The sequence below is a fragment of the uncultured Marivita sp. genome (assembly GCF_947488135.1).
Lineage (GTDB): Bacteria > Pseudomonadota > Alphaproteobacteria > Rhodobacterales > Rhodobacteraceae > Marivita.
Window position 1 is genome coordinate 522,637 of the sequence record NZ_CANKYW010000002.1, and the last position, 19,271, is coordinate 541,907.

Annotated in this window: 19 protein-coding genes; 11 read left to right on the forward strand and 8 right to left on the reverse strand. The window is 60.3% G+C overall.

The annotated features are described in order from the left end of the window. Positions 1 to 7: 7 nt before the first annotated feature. A complete protein-coding gene (locus Q1B16_RS09660) occupies positions 8 to 457 on the reverse strand; it encodes a hypothetical protein (RefSeq protein ID WP_299787177.1) in 450 nt (149 codons plus the stop codon). Positions 458 to 1,386: 929 nt separating this feature from the next. Between Q1B16_RS09660 and Q1B16_RS09665 the strand changes: the two genes are divergently transcribed. Beyond that, on the forward strand, positions 1,387 to 2,049 hold the full coding sequence (locus Q1B16_RS09665; RefSeq protein WP_299787180.1) for an NYN domain-containing protein: 663 nt from the start codon (positions 1,387 to 1,389) through the stop codon (positions 2,047 to 2,049). On the opposite strand, the gene rlmN is transcribed toward Q1B16_RS09665, so the two are convergent. After that, the gene (gene rlmN / locus Q1B16_RS09670) at positions 2,046 to 3,233 is read right to left on the reverse strand and encodes a 23S rRNA (adenine(2503)-C(2))-methyltransferase RlmN (RefSeq protein WP_299787183.1); all 1,188 of its coding nucleotides are present in this window, start codon (positions 3,231 to 3,233) and stop codon (positions 2,046 to 2,048) included. The two genes, Q1B16_RS09665 and rlmN, sit on opposite strands and share 4 nt — an antisense overlap. Positions 3,234 to 3,424: 191 nt before the next feature. Between rlmN and Q1B16_RS09675 the strand changes: the two genes are divergently transcribed. Beyond that, positions 3,425 to 3,709 (forward strand): hypothetical protein, encoded by a 285-nt coding sequence (locus tag Q1B16_RS09675; protein WP_299787186.1) that lies wholly within the window; start codon positions 3,425 to 3,427, stop codon positions 3,707 to 3,709. A 23-nt stretch (positions 3,710 to 3,732) separates the two neighbouring features. Here Q1B16_RS09675 and Q1B16_RS09680 read toward each other — a convergent pair whose 3' ends face one another. The 3 genes from Q1B16_RS09680 to Q1B16_RS09690 all read right to left on the reverse strand — a co-directional run bounded on the left by Q1B16_RS09680 (position 3,733) and on the right by Q1B16_RS09690 (position 5,772). Further along, on the reverse strand, positions 3,733 to 4,776 hold the full coding sequence (locus tag Q1B16_RS09680; protein WP_299787189.1) for a permease: 1,044 nt from the start codon (positions 4,774 to 4,776) through the stop codon (positions 3,733 to 3,735). 15 nt (positions 4,777 to 4,791) lie between these two features. After that, positions 4,792 to 5,109, reverse strand: coding sequence for a metalloregulator ArsR/SmtB family transcription factor (locus tag Q1B16_RS09685; RefSeq protein ID WP_299787192.1), 318 nt, complete (start codon positions 5,107 to 5,109; stop codon positions 4,792 to 4,794). Positions 5,110 to 5,241: 132 nt separating this feature from the next. Then, the gene (locus Q1B16_RS09690) at positions 5,242 to 5,772 is read right to left on the reverse strand and encodes an invasion associated locus B family protein (protein ID WP_299787195.1); all 531 of its coding nucleotides are present in this window, start codon (positions 5,770 to 5,772) and stop codon (positions 5,242 to 5,244) included. A 174-nt stretch (positions 5,773 to 5,946) separates the two neighbouring features. Here Q1B16_RS09690 and Q1B16_RS09695 point away from each other — a divergent pair, with 174 nt between their 5' ends. Further along, positions 5,947 to 6,945 carry an asparaginase gene (locus tag Q1B16_RS09695; RefSeq protein WP_299787198.1) on the forward strand — a complete coding sequence of 333 codons (999 nt, stop codon included), beginning with the start codon at positions 5,947 to 5,949 and terminating at the stop codon, positions 6,943 to 6,945. Here Q1B16_RS09695 and serB read toward each other — a convergent pair. Further along, positions 6,917 to 7,807: a phosphoserine phosphatase SerB gene (gene serB, locus Q1B16_RS09700; protein ID WP_299787201.1), complete on the reverse strand. Its 891-nt coding sequence runs from the start codon at positions 7,805 to 7,807 to the stop codon at positions 6,917 to 6,919. The genes Q1B16_RS09695 and serB overlap by 29 nt on opposite strands. 300 nt (positions 7,808 to 8,107) lie before the next feature. Between serB and Q1B16_RS09705 the strand changes: the two genes are divergently transcribed. From Q1B16_RS09705 to Q1B16_RS09715, 3 genes are all read left to right on the forward strand, one after another. Beyond that, entirely contained in the window at positions 8,108 to 9,289 is a 1,182-nt protein-coding gene (locus Q1B16_RS09705) for a phosphoserine transaminase (protein ID WP_299787204.1), read from the forward strand. 96 nt (positions 9,290 to 9,385) lie between these two features. Beyond that, the gene (gene serA / locus Q1B16_RS09710; RefSeq protein WP_299787206.1) at positions 9,386 to 10,981 is read left to right on the forward strand and encodes a phosphoglycerate dehydrogenase; all 1,596 of its coding nucleotides are present in this window, start codon (positions 9,386 to 9,388) and stop codon (positions 10,979 to 10,981) included. 47 nt (positions 10,982 to 11,028) lie between these two features. Then, positions 11,029 to 11,766, forward strand: coding sequence for a metallophosphoesterase family protein (locus Q1B16_RS09715; RefSeq protein WP_299787209.1), 738 nt, complete (start codon positions 11,029 to 11,031; stop codon positions 11,764 to 11,766). On the opposite strand, the gene Q1B16_RS09720 is transcribed toward Q1B16_RS09715, so the two are convergent. Both Q1B16_RS09720 and Q1B16_RS09725 read right to left on the reverse strand, forming a co-directional pair. Continuing rightward, a complete protein-coding gene (locus Q1B16_RS09720; protein ID WP_299787212.1) occupies positions 11,753 to 12,763 on the reverse strand; it encodes a cytochrome d ubiquinol oxidase subunit II in 1,011 nt (336 codons plus the stop codon). The genes Q1B16_RS09715 and Q1B16_RS09720 overlap by 14 nt on opposite strands. A gap of 4 nt (positions 12,764 to 12,767) precedes the next feature. Then, positions 12,768 to 14,153 (reverse strand): cytochrome ubiquinol oxidase subunit I, encoded by a 1,386-nt coding sequence (locus Q1B16_RS09725; RefSeq protein ID WP_299787216.1) that lies wholly within the window; start codon positions 14,151 to 14,153, stop codon positions 12,768 to 12,770. 300 nt (positions 14,154 to 14,453) lie between these two features. Here Q1B16_RS09725 and Q1B16_RS09730 point away from each other — a divergent pair, with 300 nt between their 5' ends. From Q1B16_RS09730 to Q1B16_RS09750, 5 genes are all read left to right on the forward strand, one after another. Then, the gene (locus Q1B16_RS09730; RefSeq protein ID WP_299787219.1) at positions 14,454 to 14,888 is read left to right on the forward strand and encodes a universal stress protein; all 435 of its coding nucleotides are present in this window, start codon (positions 14,454 to 14,456) and stop codon (positions 14,886 to 14,888) included. Positions 14,889 to 14,908: 20 nt separating this feature from the next. Further along, a complete protein-coding gene (locus Q1B16_RS09735; protein ID WP_299787222.1) occupies positions 14,909 to 16,453 on the forward strand; it encodes an alanine/glycine:cation symporter family protein in 1,545 nt (514 codons plus the stop codon). A 138-nt stretch (positions 16,454 to 16,591) separates the two neighbouring features. Continuing rightward, positions 16,592 to 17,065, forward strand: a complete 474-nt coding sequence (gene smpB, locus Q1B16_RS09740; RefSeq protein WP_299787225.1) for an SsrA-binding protein SmpB — start codon at positions 16,592 to 16,594, stop codon at positions 17,063 to 17,065. A gap of 132 nt (positions 17,066 to 17,197) precedes the next feature. Next, entirely contained in the window at positions 17,198 to 18,055 is an 858-nt protein-coding gene (sseA, locus tag Q1B16_RS09745) for a 3-mercaptopyruvate sulfurtransferase (protein ID WP_299787228.1), read from the forward strand. After that, complete coding sequence (locus Q1B16_RS09750; RefSeq protein WP_299787231.1) at positions 18,055 to 19,239, forward strand: amino acid aminotransferase; 1,185 nt, start codon at positions 18,055 to 18,057, stop codon at positions 19,237 to 19,239. Before sseA ends, Q1B16_RS09750 begins: the two co-directional genes overlap by 1 nt. Positions 19,240 to 19,271: the final 32 nt, after the last annotated feature.

Here is a 19,271-nt window from a genome sequence, read left to right on the forward strand (position 1 = left end):
ACCGAACTTAGTGTAGATTGGGCGGGGGCGGCGACAGGACCCGCAACCGGCACTCTTCGCACAGCAGCGGCAGACCGAAGCGGGATGCGGCGCAGAGCAGGGGCAGGATTGCTGATCCTGACACAAGAAAGGTGGCCTGTGCCAAGGCAAGGTCCCGTTCCTGTTCGGTCGCGGCCATCACGAAGCGGGCAAGATCGGCTTCGTCCGCCGACGCTTGGGCGTGATCAGCGGGGTGGATCGACAGCGGTTTCCAGCCATGTTTGCGCAGCAACATCAGCATATGTTCGAACGCCTGAAGGCAGGACCGCGCCCGACCCGTACTCATGGAGCGGCAGAGCGACGTCCAGACCTCGGCCTGGGCCGCCTCGCCGTTCTGCCATGCCCGCAGCATCGTCACGACTCGCTGTTCAGGCGCGCGCAAGGATTTGAGAGGGACTGAAATCTGCGAGTGCAGCATGGGTTTGGTCCGGTTGGTGCATTTAAGGTAACCGCATACGCAATTTATCCGACAAAAACAATCGGAAATATATTGAAATGAATCGCGCGTGGGACCGTCGGTCGGATACCTGCCTGACGAAGGATCTCATCCGACCGTAAAATTGTCATCGTTCTTGAGTTTATCTGGGGCCGTGAAGCGGAGGTAGTGATGAGAGCAAGATGCGTAAGTCTATGGGCTTTGAGCCTTATTTTCTCGGTAGGGCCCTCGGGCGCAGAAATCGATATACCTGAGGTCTACTCGGCTGCGTCTGCGCAAGCGCTTACGCAATGTGTTCGCCGCGCCTCAAGTGCTGAAAGCGTGCTTGTTTGTGCCACCCCCTACTTGTTTCGGTGCCTCGAAATTCTGGACGGATCGCTCTTTGAAGATTGCCGACGAACCGCGTTGTTTTGGTGGAACGATCGCGTTGAAGAAGCGCGGGAACTTGACCCCGTTGCAGTAAAGCAATTGGAACTGAAAGTTGAGCGGATGCCTTGTAGTGATTTCACTCTCTTGGGTGATTATGCGTGTCAGGAGCGAAAGTACGGCGTGATTTACACGACGGTCATGGCTGGACGTCATTAGAGGTCCGACAGTTTCACCGTGTCCCTGTTCAAAACCGCTACAACGAACCGCACCGTGGTTATGGGCGTGAACCTTTTGCCAAACGAAAACATAGAGCTGCCAGTGATGGGAAGGCTGGGATTTGGCAATGCAGTAGGTCGGAATAAGTGCTGCTCTTTAACCAAGCGGTGCCTATTCCCGTTTGATAGCAGCATTCGTTTGGAGCGGTGCTCATGAGAGCAAGTTCGATGCAATGACGCGATGATCGGTGATTTCACCTGCGAACGTCAAAATGTGGCCCAATTGCTCATGTTCACTTCAGCGCGGAATTTCTGGATGTTGTTGCTATGTCGGACTTGGTGGCAGTGTTTGTAGACGGGGATAATGTGCCTTCGTCATTTGCTGGCAGGATCGTTCGAATTGCCAGAAGCCTCGGGCGCTTATCCGTTGCAAAGGTCTATGGAAACAAACAGACGATTGAGTGCTGGCGCGATGCCTTTTCGTTCCAGTTGGTCTACTCCGGTGACGGGAAAAATGCGACGGATGTTCTGATCGCCGTGGAGGCAACCGATCATGTCCTGACCAATCCCGTCCAATCAGTCGTCATGTGCAGTTCGGATGCCGATTTCTCCCACTTGGCCAGGTATATCCGGTCCAAGGGTATCAACGTTGTCGGGATGGGAGAGGACAAGACCAAGGCGCAGATGCGCCACGCCTGTTCGGAGTTTCAGCTTTTGGGAAATGAGCCATCGGAGACTCCGAAGTCGAGCCGTGCATCCGACCTTGATCCAAACGTCATCGCGATGATCAGAAAGCACCAAGTGGAAAGTAACAGCAGCGCGATGCCGATGTCTACTTTGGGCTCCAAAATGTACCAAGTCCATAAAGTGAAGATCAGCGACACATCACACAAGACATGGCGCGCATACTTGGAATGCCGTCCAGACGTTTACAGGCTGAAACAGATCGGTTCAAAAATGACTGTATCGCTAAGGCAAAGCCCGAATTAGTTGGTCCTCGTTTCCGCCGCGATCTGTGCCTTGCTCTTGCGGGCGCGTTCGGTGGCTGACTTCAACTGCCCGCAGGCCGCCATGATGTCCTCGCCGCGCGGGGTGCGGATGGGGCTGGCATAGCCCGCCTTGTAGATGATGTCGGCGAAGGATTCGATGCGGCTCCAGTCCGAGCGTTCGTAGGGCGCGCCGGGCCATTCATTGAAGGGGATCAGGTTGATTTTGGCGGGGATGCCCTGGATCAGCTTGACCAGACGGCGCGCGTCTTCGTCGCTGTCGTTCACGTCCTTGAGCATCACATATTCGAAGGTGATGCGTTCGGAGTTCGACTTTTTCGGATACTCGCGCAGCGCGTCGAGCAGGGTTTCGATGTTCCAGCGCTTGTTGATTGGGACAAGCTTGTCGCGCACCTCATCCGTGGTGGCGTGGAAGCTGACGGCCAGAAGGCAGCCGATCTCCTCGGCCGTCTTGGCGATCTCGGGCACGACACCGGATGTGGACAGCGTGATCCGTCGGCGCGAGAGGGCGATGCCTTCGCCGTCCATCGCGATCTTCATCGCGTCGCGGACGTTGTCGAAATTGTAGAGCGGTTCGCCCATGCCCATGAGCACGATGTTCGACAGAAGGCGCGGACCGTTTTCGCCGGTGCCGACACCGGGTTCGGGCCATTCACCCAGATCATCGCGCGCCAGCATGACCTGTCCGATGATTTCCCCGGCGGTCAGGTTGCGCACCAGCTTTTGTGTGCCGGTGTGACAGAAGGAACAGGTGAGCGTGCATCCGACCTGGGACGAAATGCAAAGCGTGCCGCGGTCGGTTTCGGGGATATATACAACCTCGACCTCGTGCCCGCCCGCGATGCGGACAAGGTACTTGCGGGTTCCATCGGCCGAGACGTTCTTGGAGACCATCTCGGGAACGGCGATGTCGAACGCGTCGTCCAGTTGCGCGCGGTATCCCTTGGCGAGGTTCGTCATCGCGTGGAAATCCCGCACGCCCCATTGGTAGACCCATTGCCAGATCTGGTTCACCCGCATCTTCGCTTGCTTTTCGGGCGTGCCCATCGCGATCAGCGCATCCCGCAGGGCCGGACGGGTCAGGCCGACGATGTTCGTCTTGTCGCCTTCGGGCGTCTTGCGCGGGATGGTCAGAACGTCTTGCGTGATCGGTGCAGAGCCGGTCATTGGGTCAGCCTTTCTCGAAAAGAGATGAGGCACATATAGGATTCTTTGCGCTTTGCCAAAGGGGAAACGGCAAAGATGGCGTGCTTGCAGATTTCATGGCTCCGGGGGATTTACCTAGGGTAAACTTGCGCGCCGTGTCATGATTGCCCTCTGGATCCCATTATGGGTTCTTTTAACCGGGGGGAATTAAAGTGGCATATTTTTCAGTTTCGCATTGGGACACGACGGATTGGACCGACGATATGGAGGCTTTGGCTCGGGACAAATATGTCCCTATGGTCATGAACCTCGGAGCCGAAAGCGTCGACATGATCCGGACAGGCAAGCACAACTTCGTCGTGGTTACAAAGTATACAGACGCGACCAAGGGTGAGGCGGCCCAGGCGCGTATCGAAAAGATTCGCGACCAGGCAGCCGAGGAAATGCCGATGAAGATGACCGGTGTCCATCGTGGATCGACCTTCGCGAACGGGTGATCCAGAAGTCCGGACGGCTCTGATCAGAGCATTGTCCAGCCTTGGTAGGCTAGGCCGATCAGGAACGCGCCGCCAAGCGAGATGGCGATGTAGAGCGTGAACACGCGCGGTTTGACCAGTGCCCACACCGCGATCGCGGCGGGGAGCGATGTGACACCGCCCGCGACAAGAAAGGCGAGACCAGCGCCGGATGCCATGCCTTGCTCCATCAAACCGCTGATCAGGGGCAGGGCTGCATAGCCGTTGAGATATGCCGGGACGCCGACGACCGTTGCAATGGCGATCGGGCCGATTCCGGTGCCGCCAAGAACGGATGTGATGGTCTCCGCCGGGATATAGGCGAGCATCAAGCTTTCCAGCAGGAAGGCCAGCGTGAGCCATTGCGCGAGGAACAGTGTGGTTTTCCACGCCTCTTTCCCGAACTTCTCGACACGATCGGAATGCTGCCAAAAGCGCCAGACCACCGGTTTGGGGTTGCGGATCCGGGCCGATCCGCAGCCGCCATTGCCCACGCCTTCGCGCAACGCGTCGTGCAGGATGTGGCTGCCTCCAAGCGCGAGGACGATGAGCCCGCCCGCCATGCCAAGGCCGACCGCGGCAAGCGTTTTCGCGATGGCAAACTCGAATCCGAGAACGCCTGATGTCAGCAGGAACATCGACGGATCCATGATCGGGGACGCCAGCCAGAAGGCCATCACGGCAGACAAGGGCACGCCCATCGTCAGCAATGCCGCGATCAAGGGGATGACGCCGCAGGAACAGAAGGGCGACAGGCCGCCGGCCAAAGCGGCGAGGAAAATCATCAGAACCGGCGACCCGGTGAAGGCGCGGGCGATCAGATTGTCCGCACCCGTCGCCCCTGCCCAGGCCGCGACACCGATGGACAAGAGCAGAAAAGGCCCGGTGTTGAGCAAGGATTGCGCGACAAAACCCGCGCTTTCCCCGGCCTGCGATGGCGCGATAAGTGCGATCAGAAGCAGGATCACGCCAGAGGCGATCCAGACCTTCTGTTTTTTGACCGAAACCCAGATCGGGTTCGGGGGAGTCGTGGAAGAAAGATCGGCCATGGCTGGGTCCTTTGCTCAGGCGGCGGTGTCGTCTTCGGCTGCGTCAAAACCGATGCAGCATTCGTCGGACAGGAATCCGATCACCGCATTCATCTTGTCGTAATCGACGGTGTTGATCACCTCGCGCCCGTTGCGGGTTTGTGTCACGAGGCCCGCTTCCACCAGCATCTTGAGGTGATGCGCCTGGGTCGACGCCGGAAGCCCAAGGTGGTCCGCGATCTGGCTCACCGTCAGGCCGGAATGACCCGCCCTGACCAATACGCGAAAGATCTGAAGCCTGGCATCGTGGCCAAGTGCAGAGAGACTGCGTGCGATGATCTGAGTCCTGTTCATAAAACTACATAACTAGAAATATAGTTTTATTGCAAGCGCGAAACTGCGCAGCTGCTATTGCCTGCGCCGAGAAAAAGAAAAAGGCCGGACAAAACTGCCCGACCTGTGGATTGCGCGTTGGCAAAAAAAGCGTCAGGACGCGCAGCGTTTCTCGGCGTCCTCTACTGCGGCCGTGAAGCCCAAAAGCGAGAACGTGTCTTTCGTCACCGTCCCACGCGATGACTGCGCCGTGAGAACCGCGTCCGCGCCGCGCTTCATCGCGGTTACGATCTTTGCGTCATCCTGCGGTGTGGCGGGCCAAGCCCATTCGCCTTCGGTGAAAAGCTCGAATTCCGTCCCGCCAATATTGACGTTCACGGTCGATCCGGGTGCGAACGGATATCCTCCGGTGAATGCCAACTGACCCTGAACCTCGGCCCCGGGACGGTAGAACACCATCAGTAGAATTTCGCCCCGCGTCACCGCCACGACGCGACCGCCGCGCGTGTTCACGCTTTCCTTATACGTCGTCACCGCCCAGCATTCGCGCGGGTCCTGTCCCTCGAACACGCTCCAGTCGGTGATGGCGTTCACGCGGTTGGTGCTTGTTTCCTGCGCGACACCTGCGCCAGCCGTTACCAGCGACATTGCGCCGATCACCGCCCCGCCAATCCATGATTTCATGCGTCCAGCCTCCAGACTGTCCTTAGCCTCAACTCGTTTCTCCGTCACAGTATGGGTTTAGCATCCCCTTATGTCACTGCAACTTTGCTCTCGACCTTGTCAGATTAGCCTGATTTACGGTCCTCTTGAAAGCCCAATTGGCAGATTCTTGCCCAATCCGAAAGGAGCGAACCCATGGCACAACCTGCATCGCTCGCCGAGGTCTGGCGCGGCCCGTTTCACGAAAGCCATCATGTCGGACACGCCGTCATCTGCGACGGCTCAGGCCAGATCCTGTCGGCCTGGGGAGACCCGGACGCCGTCGTGCTGCCGCGCAGTTCCTCGAAGATGATCCAGGCCCTGCCGCTGCTGACATCGGGGGCTGCCGACGCGCGGGGATTGACCACGGAGCAACTTGCATTGGCCTGCGCATCGCACCAAGGCGCGCCGATCCATGTGGAGCGTGTGAACCGCTGGCTGTCCGACCTCGGTCTGGGGGACGATGCCTTGCGCTGCGGCCCGCAGGTCAGCCGCGATACGGATCTCAAGCTCGAGATGATCCGCGCGCATGAATCGCCGTGCCGGGTTCATAACAATTGCTCGGGCAAACACGCCGGGTTCCTGACGCTGGCGCAGCATCTGGGCGCGGGGCCGGAATACGTGGACCCGGATCATCCGGTACAGAAAGCCTGCCTCGATGCGTTCGAGACGGTCACGGATCAGGCCAGTCCGGGGTTCGGGATCGATGGGTGCTCTGCCCCCAACTTCGCGACGACGATGCACGGGATGGCGCGCGCAATGGCGTGGTTCGCGACCGCCGGGCAAAGGTCCGATACGATGAGCACTGCTGCCGCAAGGCTGGTTGAGGCGATGCACACGCATCCCGACTTGGTCGCGGGCGAAGGGCGTGCCTGCACCCGGCTGATGCGGGCGGCCAAGGACCCCGTGGCGCTGAAGACCGGGGCGGAAGGCTACTTCATCGCCATTCTACCGACGCTGGGTCTTGGGATCGCGATCAAGGCTGCCGATGGTGCGACGCGGGCGGCCGAGTGTGCGATTGCGGCGCTTCTGGTGCGGCTTGACGTGCTCGATGCCGAGAACCCAGAGGTAAAGGCGTTCCTAAATCCAACGATCCACAATTGGGACGGGTTGGTGACGGGCGAGATCAGACCTGCGCCGGGCCTTCTGGCGTGACGAACGCGTCACGGCTGTAGCCTTGTAGGTACAGCAGTGCGGTCAGATCGCCGTGGTTGATCCGCAGCTTAGCCTGCGCCTGTACGCTTGGCTTGGCGTGCAACGCGACACCTGAACCGGCTCGCTGCAACATGCCAAGGTCGTTGGCGCCGTCGCCCACGGCCAGGACATCCTCTTCGTTCACGCCAAGCCGTGCGCTGATGTCTTCCAGCGCGCTCACCTTGGCATCGCGCCCGAGAATCGGTCGCTGCACATCGCCGGTGAGGATGCCGTTGTCGGTCAGAAGCGTATTGGCCCGGTTTTCATCGAACCCGAGTGTCTTGGCGACGCGGGCGGTGAAGGCGGTGAACCCACCCGAGACCAGGGCCGCGTAAGCCCCATGAGCTTTCATCGTTGCCACAAGCGCGCGGCCGCCGGGCATCAGGGTGATCCGCGAGTCGAGCACTTCGCCGATGACGGTTTCCGGCAATCCCGCGAGAAGCCGCACCCGTTCGATCAGCGCGCCTTCGAAGTCCAACTCGCCGTTCATCGCGCGGGCGGTGATCTCTTTCACATGCGCACCGACGCCCGCAACCTCTGCAAGCTCGTCGATGCATTCCTGCCGGATCATCGTGCTGTCCATATCCGCCAGAAGCACGGCCTTGCGTCGGCCCTCTTTGGGCTGGATCGCCAGATCGACGCCCTGGTCCTGCAAGGCGCTCCAGCTTGCTTCTGCAGTGTCGGGGACTGCCGCCATGTCGAATTCCGCCGCCTCGTCGGGGGACAGCCAGATGAGATCACCACCGCCCCACGCATTGCGCAACGCTTCGGCCAAAGCAGGATCGAGTGCGCCGGGTTTGGCGATCAAGGATGCGGTGAACATGGCAGGCTCCTAAGCGGCGGGTCGCGGCGATGTACATAGCAGGGCGCGAAAAGACCAGATGGAACCTGCGCGTTGCTCCTAGCCTCTTACCTTACCAATACCGCCCGCCGGAGGCATCCGGCGATGGCATCAGCGCAGCGTTCGAGAAAGTTTCCGATCCGCAACACGGGCTGCAACGGGAGTCTCGAATGCGTCACATCGGCTGCATTTTCCGACTTGCGTGGCCCGCGTCCCCCGCATAAACGCAGCGGTGGGACACCCCTCCCCAACGAGGGGCGCTTATCTGGAAGGGTAGCATCAATGGCTATTGCAAAACCGGCGTCGCACGGAAGCGTGCGCAAACCATCAACGCGGCCGGCTAATCCGCGTTTCTCCTCTGGCCCCTGTGCCAAACCCCCCGTTTTCGAATTGAACAAACTTGCCGACGCGCCCTTGGGCCGGTCTCACCGGGCTGCTGTCGGTAAGGCCAAGCTCAAGGCCGCGATTGAAGAGACGCGCGAATTGCTTGGCGTGCCCGCCGATTACAAGATCGGTATCGTGCCCGCATCCGACACGGGTGCTGTCGAGATGGCGATGTGGTCGCTGCTGGGTGTTCGCAAGGCGACGATGGTCGCCTGGGAATCCTTTGGCGCAGGCTGGGTCACCGATGTGGTCAAGCAGCTCAAGATCGACGCCGATGTGAAAACCGCCGACTATGGCCAGATCGTCGATATGGCGGCGGTGGATTACGACACCGATGTTGTGTTCACCTGGAACGGCACCACCTCGGGCGTGCGGATGCCGCATGGCGACATGATCCCGGCGGATCGCGAAGGTCTCACGATCTGCGACGCGACCTCGGCCGCCTTTGCGCAGGATCTTCCGTGGGATAAGCTCGATGTGACGACGTTCTCCTGGCAGAAAGTGCTGGGCGGCGAAGCGGCGCATGGCATGCTGATCCTGAGCCCCCGCGCGGTGGAACGGCTGGAAAGCTACACGCCCGCATGGCCGTTGCCCAAGATTTTCCGCCTGACCAAGGGCGGCAAGCTGATCGACGGCATCTTTGTCGGCGAGACGATCAACACGCCGTCGATGCTCGCGGTGGAGGATTACCTGCTGGCACTGGACTGGGCACGCTCCGTGGGCGGTCTCAAGGGTCTGATGGCACGGGCCGACGCCAATGCTCAGGCGATCTGGGATTTCTGTGAGGCCAACGACTGGATTGCCAATCTGGCCGATGATCCGGCCACGCGGTCAAACACGTCGGTTTGCCTGAAGTTCACCGATGACCGGATCACCGATGGCGCGGCATTTGCCAAGGCGGTCGCCAAGCGGCTCGAGGCGGAAGGTGTCGCGCTCGACATCGGGGCCTATCGTGACGCGCCTGCCGGTCTGCGCATCTGGTGTGGTGGCACAGTCGAAACCTCGGACATCGAAGCGATGTTGCCGTGGCTTGACTGGGCGTTTCATGCCGAGATCGATGCGCTCGCAAAGGCGGCGTAACGAAAGCGGTGCGTGCGAGCACCGCCTCCCCTTTCCAACATCAGTAGGGTGCGTGATCTCGCGCACCTTTCCCCGATATTCAAAAGGACCAATGATATGGCCCCCCGTGTACTCATCTCTGACAAACTCTCCGACGCGGCTGTTCAGATCTTCAAGGATCGCGGCATCGACGTGGATTTCCAACCCGACCTCGGCAAGGACAAGGACAAACTGGCCGAAGTGATCGGCCAGTACGATGGTCTTGCCATCCGATCCGCCACAAAGGTCACGCCAACGATTCTCGAGAACGCGACCAATCTCAAGGTGATCGGTCGCGCCGGGATCGGCACCGACAACATCGACAAGGAAGCGGCCTCCAAGAAAGGCGTGATCGTCATGAACACGCCCTTCGGCAACATGATCACCACCGCCGAACATGCCATCGCCATGATGTTCGCCTGTGCGCGCCAAATCCCCGAAGCGTCGGCCTCGACCCATGCGGGCAAGTGGGAAAAGTCCAAGTTCATGGGGGTCGAGTTGACCGGCAAGACGCTGGGCGTGATCGGTGCGGGCAATATTGGTGGCATCGTCTGCGACCGTGCACGCGGTCTCAAGATGAAGGTCATCGCCTACGATCCGTTCCTTGGCGAAGAGAAGGCCAAGCAGATGCAGGTCGAAAAGGTCGATCTGGACGATCTGCTCAAGCGCGCCGATTTCATCACGCTGCACGTGCCACTGACCGACCAGACCAAAAACATCCTGTCGGCCGAGAACCTTGCCAAGACCAAGAAAGGCGTGCGGATCATCAACTGTGCCCGGGGCGGTCTGGTCGACGAGGCCGCGTTGGCCGAATTGCTTAAGTCGGGCCACGTTGCCGGCGCTGCGTTTGATGTGTTCAGCGAGGAGCCGGCCAGGGAAAACCCGCTCTTCGGTCTGCCCAACGTGGTCTGCACACCGCACCTTGGCGCGGCCACAACCGAAGCACAGGAAAACGTCGCGCTTCAGGTGGCCGAACAGATGGCGAATTACCTGCTGACCGGTGCCGTGGAAAACGCACTCAACATGCCGTCGGTGACCGCCGAAGAGGCCAAGATCATGGGGCCGTGGATCAAGCTGTCCGATCATCTGGGCAGCTTTATCGGCCAGATGACCGACGAGCCGATCAAGGCGATCAACATCCTTTACGACGGGGCCGTGTCCGAGATGAACCTCGAGGCGCTGAACTGTTCGGTCATCGCCGGGATCATGAAGCGCGCCAACCCGGACGTGAACATGGTATCCGCGCCGTTGATCGCGAAGGAGCGTGGGATCAAGATTTCGACCACGAACCAGGCCAAGTCGGGCGCCTTCGATGGCTACGTCAAGGTGACTGTCGTCACCGACAGCCGCGAGCGGTCGATTGCCGGGACCGTGTTCAGCGACGGCAAACCGCGGTTCATCCAGATCAAGGGTATCAATATCGACGCCGAGATCGGGGAGCACATGATCTACACCACCAACGAAGACGTGCCCGGCATCATCGGCACGCTGGGCATGACGCTTGGTCAGAACAACGTGAACATCGCCAACTTCACCCTTGGCCGCTCGGTCGCGAAGGGCGAAGCGATTGCCTTGCTCTATGTCGATGAGCCTGTTCCGGCCGACGTGGTGAAGAAACTTCACGACACGGGGATGTTCCGGCAGGTCAAGCCGCTTCAATTCGACGTGGCCTGATCGGCCCGTCGATTGCACCCAACCCTGACCCATGCGAAAGAGCGCGCATGACACGCGCTCTTTACGCTTTTGGGGATATTCACGGCCAGTCTGCCATGCTCGAAGAGGCTCTGGCCTGGGTCGAGGCGGATGGCGGTGCCGATGCTCGGGTGGTCTTTGTTGGCGACTACGTCGACCGTGGACCGGACAGCCGGGGCGTGATCGACACGCTTGTCACCGGGCTGGCGGAAGGGCGCGATTGGGTGTGCCTCAAGGGCAACCACGACCGCTTCTTCGAGTGGTTCATCCACCCCGACGGGCCGCGCAACGACCCGCATCTTCTGGTCGGCTATGACTGGTTTCACAATGCCATCGGCGGCACCGAAACCATCGCGTCCTACGATGTTTATCCACCCGAGCGCATTCGTCAGAGAGAACTGGCGAACCTGTTGCGGGAGGCCGTGCCGGACACGCACAAGGCATTCCTGCGCAATCTGAAAACCTTTCACCGCGAAAATGACTTCTTCTTCGTCCACGCCGGCATTCGTCCCGGTATCGACCTCGACCAGCAGGACGAGAACGACCTGCTGTGGATCCGTCAGGAGTTTCACGCCGACCGCCGCGATCACGGCGCGGTTGTGGTGCATGGGCATACGCCGGTCGATGAACCCGAACGTTATCACAACCGGGTCAATCTGGACACGGGCGCCGGGTATGGGCGCCCGCTGACCGTTGCGGTGTTCGACGGGGACGAGATGTTCCGGCTTACGGCCAAGGGCCGCCAACGGGTTCCTAGTCGTAGCTGAGCGCAGTCGCCTTGCCCCGGAACACGGTATAGGCAAGCGCGGTATAGCCCAGGATCATCGGCAGCACGAAAAGCGTTCCGATCAGGATGATGAACAGGCTTTCCGGAGCGCTGGCCGCTTCGTAGATGGTGATCTGGTCCGGCACGATGAACGGGTAGAACGAATACGCCATCCCGAAAAAGCCCAGCACGAAGAGCACGATTGTCGCCGCGAACGGGAACCACGCAAAGCTATCGTCGCTTGTCGGCAAGCGGCGCAACGCCAGCCACAAGAGCACGATCAGCGCGCCCGACATCAGGGGTAGCGGCAGCAGCAGGAAAAACTCCGGCATTGAGAACCATTTGTCGAAGATACGCGGGCTGACCAGCGGCGACGCGACCGAGATCGCGCCAAGCCCCAACACGACGCCCCAGATGCCACCCTTCGACCAGGTCACGGCCTTGAGCTGCAACGCGCCTTCGGTTTTCAGGATCAGCCATGTCGCCCCAATGAACGAATAGGCCACAGTCAGGAACACCGCAGTCCCTGCTGAAAAGGCAAGAGTGAAGGCCGTGACGTCTAGCCCCATGATATACATGCCTAGCATGTACCCTTGGCTGAGCGAGGTCATCATCGACCCGATGTAAAAGGCGCGGTCCCAGGATCGCTTGTGGCCCGCGGGAGCCTTGACCCGAAATTCGAACGACACGCCACGCAGGATCAATCCGATCAACATTACCGCAACCGGCATGTAGAGCGCAGTCAGGATGGTGCCGTGCGCGGTTGGGAAGGCCACCAGCAGGATACCGATGGCCAGAACCAGCCACGTTTCATTCGCGTCCCAGAACGGACCGATGGAGGCGATCATCCGGTCTTTCTCATCGGGATCGGCGAAGGGGAACAAAACCCCGACGCCAAGGTCGAACCCGTCCAGAACGACGTAGATCAGGATCGACAGGCCCAGCAGGGCGGCGAAAGCCAAGGGCAGCCAGGTGGCGGGGTCTCCGAACAGGTACATGACGCTACTCCGCTGCCACGGTGACTTGCGCCGCTTGCGCGACGGGCACACGCGGACCAAGGGGTTCGCCCTTCGCTGCCTTGCGCGCAAGATAGAAGAGCACCCCGATATAGGCGGTCAGCAGGGCTGCATAGATCGCGAGGTAGACGATCAGCGTCGAGGCCACCATCGGTGCCGGGACGTCTGCCACAGCGGCTTCGGTTGTTAGAACGCCCTGAACAAGCCACGGCTGACGACCAATCTCGGTCGTATACCATCCTGCCAACGTGGCGAGCCAACCCGAAAAGGCCATCGGCACCATCGCGTAAAGCAGCGGCTTCGGCAGCCCTTCGACGCCGCGCCGTTTGCGGGCCATGAAGAATACGCTGGCCCAACTGAGCAACAGCATCGCCATGCCGGTCGCCACCATGATGCGGAAGCTGAAGAATACCGGTGCCACGGGTGGGTGCTGAACCGTGCCATCCTCGGCCACAAAATCGTTGAGGCCCGGCACAACGCCATCCGGCGAGTGTTTGAGGATCAGCGACGCACCGTTCGGAATGCCGATCTCGAAATCGTTGGAGCGGGTTTCCTCGTTCGGGATCGCAAACAGGACCAGCGGGACGTTCGGCCCGGTTTCCCAGTTGCCTTCCATCGCAGCCACTTTCTGCGGCTGGTGCTCAAGCGTATTGAGGCCGTGGAAATCGCCCGCCAGGATTTGCAGCGGGATCAACACGGCGCCGATGGTCAGACCGGTCTTGATCGTCGCGCGCACGCCGTCGGACCGGTCGCCGATCAGCCATCGGAAGGCGCTGAGACCGGCGAGCAGGAACGCCACGGTCAGGCCAGAGGCCAAAAGCATGTGGACAAGGCGATAGGGCATCGAGGGGTTGAAGATGATCGCGAACCAATCTGTCGCGAAGGCCACACCATCGCGCATCTCGAACCCGGCTGGGGTGTGCATCCAGCTGTTCAGAACGAGGATCCAGAAGGCCGACATGGTCGTCCCGAAGGCCACAAGGAACGTGGACAGCGTGTGCAGCCAGCTCGGCACCTTGGACATGCCGAAGAGCATGATGCCCAGGAACACAGCTTCAAGGAAGAACGCGGTCATCACTTCGTAGGCCAGCAATGGTCCCGCGATATTGCCGACGCTTTCCATGAAGCCCGGCCAGTTGGTGCCGAACTGGAAAGACATGGTGATGCCGGACACGACACCCATCGCAAAGCTGAGCGCAAAGACCTTGACCCAGAAGCGATACGCTTCGAGCCACTTCTGATCTCCGGTGCGCGAAAAGCGTAATTTGAAGAACAAGAGCACCCAGCCCAGGGCAATCGTGATCGTCGGAAACAGGATGTGAAACGAGATATTCGCACCGAATTGGATGCGCGAAAGTATGAGTGTGTCCATTGTAACTATCCTCAGAGGGAAAGTGTTTCTGTCAGGAAATAAGATAGATCGGCAATGCAGGTTTGCCCCCGCCTGCGACAGCATTGCGCAGCTTACGTAAGGGCTTTTCGCGGAACGTTTTACGCCCGGTGAAAGACTCCGCAACTTGGCGAATATTTGTCCGAAAAGACTTAAAGAGCGGTCTCTTTTACGCCGTTTTCTCCGTCAAGTTGCATTTTTTAGGCGAACTGCCTTGCAGGAAGGTGCTAGCGTTAACGGACCGGCGTGTAGACCGGGAAAAGCTCCAAAAAGGGGGACAGTATGTCTGAGAAATTTGTCGTTGGTTATGACGGCAGCGATGTGTCCAAGCGCGCGCTCGACTTTGCCGTTGCACGGGCCAAGGCGCAGGGTGGCAGCATCCTCATCGTTCACGTGCTGGAATGGTCGCCCTATTCCTTCCTGACGCCGCAAGAGATCGAAGAGCGGCACGCCCGCCGCACCGAAGAGCTGGAGCGCGCGGAAACGGCGCTGATGGCACCTTTGAAGAAGACGATCTCCGAAGCCGGTATCCCGATCGACACGCAGATCAAATACGGCCACGTCGCCAAGACCCTGTGTGACATCGCCAAGAAGGAAGGCGCGACGCAGATGGTCATCGGGCGGGACGGCGATGGTGGCTTGTCCACTCGGGTGTTCGGCTCTGTCGCGGGGTCTCTGGTTCAGGTCGCCCCGGTGCCCTGTACGATCGTTCCATAACCGTTTGAGGGTTTTCAAAGATGACACGTCTTGTTCCAACGGCGGTTCTGGCCGCCTTCTTCACGGTACTGGCTGCGGTATCGGCCTCGGCTCAGTCCATTGACGAAACCATCAATGGCCTTTTCGCCAGTTCAACGGGCTGGTTCGTCAACCTGATCTTCAGCAACTTTCCCGGCACAACTTTTCCCTGGATCGTCGGCTGGCTCGTCGTCGCGGCGACCGTTTTCACCGTCTATTTCGGCCTGATTCAGTTCCGCGCCTTCGGGCACGCAATTGCCCTGGTCAAAGGCGACTACTCCGATCCCAACGATGCGGGTGAGGTCAGCCACTTTCAGGCACTCGCCACCGCGCTTTCGGGGACCGTCGGTCTTGGCAACATCGCCGGTGTGGCGGTTGCTGTGAGCATTGGCGGGCCGGGGGCGACGTTCTGGATGATCCTCGCGGGTCTTTTGGGAATGGCGTCCAAGTTCACCGAATGTACGCTGGGCGTGAAATACCGCAACGAATACGAAAACGGCACCGTGTCGGGTGGTCCGATGTACTACCTGACCAAAGGCTTCGCCGAGCGCGGTATTCCCGGCGGTCGGTTCCTCGCGATCATGTTCTCGATCTTCTGTATCCTCGGGGCGCTGGGCGGCGGCAATATGTTCCAGGCCAACCAGGCCCACGCGCAGTTGACCAATGTGTTCGGAGAATACCCTGGCTTCATCACTGGCGTGATCTTCGCGGGCATCGTTTTCGCGGTCATCGTCGGCGGTCTGAAATCCATCGCTCGGGTGACGGAAAAGGTCGTCCCGATCATGGGTGTGATTTATGTCGGCACCGCGCTCATCATCATCCTGATGAATTACGACATGATCGGCTGGGCGTTCGGGCAAATCTTCGCCGGGGCCTTCACCGGGCTTGGCGTCGCAGGCGGTTTCGTCGGTGCATTGATCCAGGGCTTCCGTCGCGCCGCGTTCTCGAACGAGGCGGGCGTCGGCTCCGCCGCGATCGCGCACTCGGCGGTTCGGACCAAGGAACCGATCACCGAGGGCTTCGTATCGCTGCTCGAGCCCTTGATCGACACGGTCGTCGTCTGCACCATGACCGCGCTGGTGATCATCATCACCGGTCAGCTCATGTCCGATCCGGACACCGGTCTCTACCTCCTCAACGAGGCAGGCACGGCGATCCGGACCGTGGGTGACAATTCCGGCGTCGCGCTGACCTCGGCGGCGTTCTCGTCCTCCATCTCGGGGTTCAAGTATGTCCTCGTTCTGGCGGTGATCCTCTTCGCCTTCTCCACGATGATCTCGTGGTCCTATTACGGGCTGAAGGCGTGGACCTACCTGTTCGGCGAGGGCAAGGGCAAGGAAATCACCTTCAAGACGATTTTCTGCATCTTCGTCATCATCGGCGCGTCGGCCAACCTCGGTCCGGTGATCGACTTCTCGGATGCGGCGATCTTCGCCATGGCGGTGGTCAACATCATCGGTCTCTACGTCCTGATGCCCATCGTACGCCGCGAGCTGAACAGCTACTGGTCGCGCCTCAAGTCGGGTGAGATCAAGAAGTACACCTGATCTCGCGCAGACAGGAAAAAGACGGGAAAGGCGGGCCACACGGTCCGCCTTTCTGCTATAGCTGCTGCGGAATAGCGGTTTCAAAATTCCTGTGACATCCTATATCTAGCCCTCTCGCGGGCCAAGGAGACCGCAACGATGGCAAAGCCGAAGGACAATCCGAACTACAAGGTGATCGCCGAAAACCGCCGCGCGCGGTTTGACTATGCCATCGAGGATGACCTCGAGGCGGGCATCATCCTGCAAGGGTCCGAGGTGAAGTCGTTGCGCGAGAACACGTCAAACATCGCCGAAAGCTATGCGGCGGTCGAAGATGGCGAATTGTGGCTCGTGAATTCCTACATCGCGCCCTACAACCGGGCGATGTTCCCGCACGAGGAACGTCGGCGCCGCAAGCTTTTGGTGTCGCGCAAGGAACTGTCCAAGCTCTGGAACGAGACCCAGCGCAAGGGCATGACGCTTGTGCCGCTGGTGCTTTACTTCAACCACAAGGGCATCGCGAAGATCAAAATCGGCATCGCCAAGGGTAAAAAGACCCACGACAAGCGCGAAACCGAGGCCAAGCGCGACTGGAGCCGTCAGAAACAGCGCCTTCTCAAGAACGCCGGCTGAACTTCGCGTCTTTCCGTCCACGGAAAGTCGTCGATGCGTTGACGCATCGACCTGCGTCGCAGGACCACTCCCTTGCGAGTCGGAGCCGTGGGTTCTATGCAGAACCGATCTTTTCAAGAAGCGGCGACAGTTATGGCACAGGACGATCCGAGAACGCTGGTTTCGACAGAGTGGCTTGCCTCGCATATGCGCGACCCCGATCTGCGCATTCTCGACGGGTCGATGTACTTGCCCGGCAGCGGTCGCGACGCGAAGGCCGAATATGACGCAGGCCATATCCCCGGAGCACGCTTCTTCGACATCGATGACATCTCGGACAGCCGGTCTGACCTGCCCCACATGGCGCCGCCGATCGAGAAATTCATGTCGCGCCTCCGCGCCATGGGGGTCGGCGACGGACATCAGGTCGTGGTCTATGACGGCGCCGGCCTGTTTTCCGCCGCGCGCGTGTGGTGGTTGTTCAAGCTGATGGGCCAGAACGATGTCGCCGTGCTTGATGGCGGTTTGCCCAAATGGGTGGCCGAGGGCCGCGATCTGGAAGACATGCCGCCCATCGTGCGCGACCGGCACATGACGGTGCGGCGTCAGGCGCATCTGGTCAAGGACGTGACCCAGGTCTCTGCCGCGTCGAAGCTGCGCGATCAGGAAATCATCGACGCGCGCTCTGCGGGCCGGTTCCGGGGGGAAGAGCCCGAACCCCGCCCCGGTCTGCGCGCCGGGCACATCCCCGGGTCGAAAAACGTCCACTATGCCAGCCTGCTGAACGACGATCAGACCATGAAGTCGCCCGAGGAGACCCGCGCGATCTTCGAGGCGGCGGGCGTCGACCTGTCGAAACCCGCAATCACCACATGCGGCTCTGGCGTGACGGCGGCGATCCTGTCGCTGGCCATGGCGCGCATGGGCAAAGATGACCATTCCCTTTACGACGGCTCGTGGTCCGAATGGGGAATGTTCCCCACGGTGCCCGTGGCCACTGGAGACAGCTGATGTTCGAGACTCTCAAGGAACAACCCGCCGATAAGATTCTGGCGCTGATGCAAGCCTATCGGGACGATCCGCGCGACGGAAAGATCGATCTCGGCGTCGGTGTCTACAAGGATGCCTCCGGCAACACGCCGATCATGCGGGCGATCAAGCAAGCCGAGCGTCAACTTTGGGAGGCCGAAACCACCAAGGCATACACGGGCCTTGCCGGGGATCCGGCCTTCGCCGATGCGATGATCGCGATGGTGCTGGGCGATGCCGTGCCGCGTGCCAACGTGGCGGCGGTGGCGACACCCGGCGGGACCGGTGCCGTGCGCCAGGGTTTTGACATGGTGCGGATGGCCAACCCCGAGGCGCGCGTTTTCGTCAGCGATCCGACCTGGCCGAACCATCTGTCGATTCTCAAGCACATGGGCATGACCATGGTGCCCTATCGGTATTTCGACGATGACAGCCGCGGCGTTGATTTCAACGGCATGATGGAGGATCTGGCACAGGCGGGACCGGGCGACATCATTCTCGTGCATGGCTGCTGCCACAACCCGACCGGGGCCAATCTGAACATGACCGAATGGAAGGCGCTGGTCGATCTGCTGATCAAGACGGGTGCCACGCCGATGGTGGATATCGCCTATCAGGGGTTCGGTGACGGGCTTGAGGAAGATGCAGCGGGCACCCGTCTGATCGCATCCTCGGTGCCCGAAACGATCATCGCGGCAAGCTGCTCCAAGAACTTCGGCATCTATCGCGAACGGACCGGTCTGTTGATGGCGGTGGCGGCCGATCCTTCGGCGCACAAGCTGAACCAGGGCACCTTGGCCTATCTCAACCGCCAGAACTATTCGTTCCCGCCCGATCACGGTGCGCGGCTGGTGACGATGGTGCTGACCGACGACGCCTTGCGCACGGAATGGTCGAAAGAACTCGAAGAGATGCGCAACGGCATGCTGGGTCTGCGTGAACAGCTGGCCGCCGAGTTGCAGCGGCTCTCCGGCTCCGACCGCTTCGGCTTCATCGCGCAGCACCGTGGCATGTTCTCACGGCTCGGCGCGACGCCCGAACAGGTCGAAAAGCTGCGTGAAGAACATGCGATCTATCTTGTCGGCGATTCCCGCCTGAACATTGCCGGTCTGAACAAGGACTCGGTGCCGGTTCTTGCCAAGGCGATGATCGACGTCGGGATCTAGACAGATTGAATGGGCGCCTTCGGGCGCCCATG

Excerpts from the sequence above, each read along its gene's own strand:
- Q1B16_RS09705 (WP_299787204.1), top strand. The coding sequence starts at position 8,108 with ATGGCTATTGCAAAACCGGCGTCGCACGGAAGCGTGCGCAAACCATCA.
- Q1B16_RS09725 (WP_299787216.1), bottom strand. The coding sequence starts at position 14,153 with ATGGACACACTCATACTTTCGCGCATCCAATTCGGTGCGAATATCTCG.
- serB (WP_299787201.1), bottom strand. The coding sequence starts at position 7,807 with ATGTTCACCGCATCCTTGATCGCCAAACCCGGCGCACTCGATCCTGCT.
- Q1B16_RS09660 (WP_299787177.1), bottom strand. The coding sequence starts at position 457 with ATGCTGCACTCGCAGATTTCAGTCCCTCTCAAATCCTTGCGCGCGCCT.
- Q1B16_RS09690 (WP_299787195.1), bottom strand. The coding sequence starts at position 5,772 with ATGAAATCATGGATTGGCGGGGCGGTGATCGGCGCAATGTCGCTGGTA.
- serA (WP_299787206.1), top strand. The coding sequence starts at position 9,386 with ATGGCCCCCCGTGTACTCATCTCTGACAAACTCTCCGACGCGGCTGTT.
- sseA (WP_299787228.1), top strand. The coding sequence starts at position 17,198 with ATGGCACAGGACGATCCGAGAACGCTGGTTTCGACAGAGTGGCTTGCC.
- Q1B16_RS09695 (WP_299787198.1), top strand. The coding sequence starts at position 5,947 with ATGGCACAACCTGCATCGCTCGCCGAGGTCTGGCGCGGCCCGTTTCAC.
- smpB (WP_299787225.1), top strand. The coding sequence starts at position 16,592 with ATGGCAAAGCCGAAGGACAATCCGAACTACAAGGTGATCGCCGAAAAC.
- Q1B16_RS09735 (WP_299787222.1), top strand. The coding sequence starts at position 14,909 with ATGACACGTCTTGTTCCAACGGCGGTTCTGGCCGCCTTCTTCACGGTA.
- Q1B16_RS09750 (WP_299787231.1), top strand. The coding sequence starts at position 18,055 with ATGTTCGAGACTCTCAAGGAACAACCCGCCGATAAGATTCTGGCGCTG.
- rlmN (WP_299787183.1), bottom strand. The coding sequence starts at position 3,233 with ATGACCGGCTCTGCACCGATCACGCAAGACGTTCTGACCATCCCGCGC.
- Q1B16_RS09685 (WP_299787192.1), bottom strand. The coding sequence starts at position 5,109 with ATGAACAGGACTCAGATCATCGCACGCAGTCTCTCTGCACTTGGCCAC.
- Q1B16_RS09665 (WP_299787180.1), top strand. The coding sequence starts at position 1,387 with ATGTCGGACTTGGTGGCAGTGTTTGTAGACGGGGATAATGTGCCTTCG.
- Q1B16_RS09730 (WP_299787219.1), top strand. The coding sequence starts at position 14,454 with ATGTCTGAGAAATTTGTCGTTGGTTATGACGGCAGCGATGTGTCCAAG.
- Q1B16_RS09680 (WP_299787189.1), bottom strand. The coding sequence starts at position 4,776 with ATGGCCGATCTTTCTTCCACGACTCCCCCGAACCCGATCTGGGTTTCG.
- Q1B16_RS09720 (WP_299787212.1), bottom strand. The coding sequence starts at position 12,763 with ATGTACCTGTTCGGAGACCCCGCCACCTGGCTGCCCTTGGCTTTCGCC.
- Q1B16_RS09715 (WP_299787209.1), top strand. The coding sequence starts at position 11,029 with ATGACACGCGCTCTTTACGCTTTTGGGGATATTCACGGCCAGTCTGCC.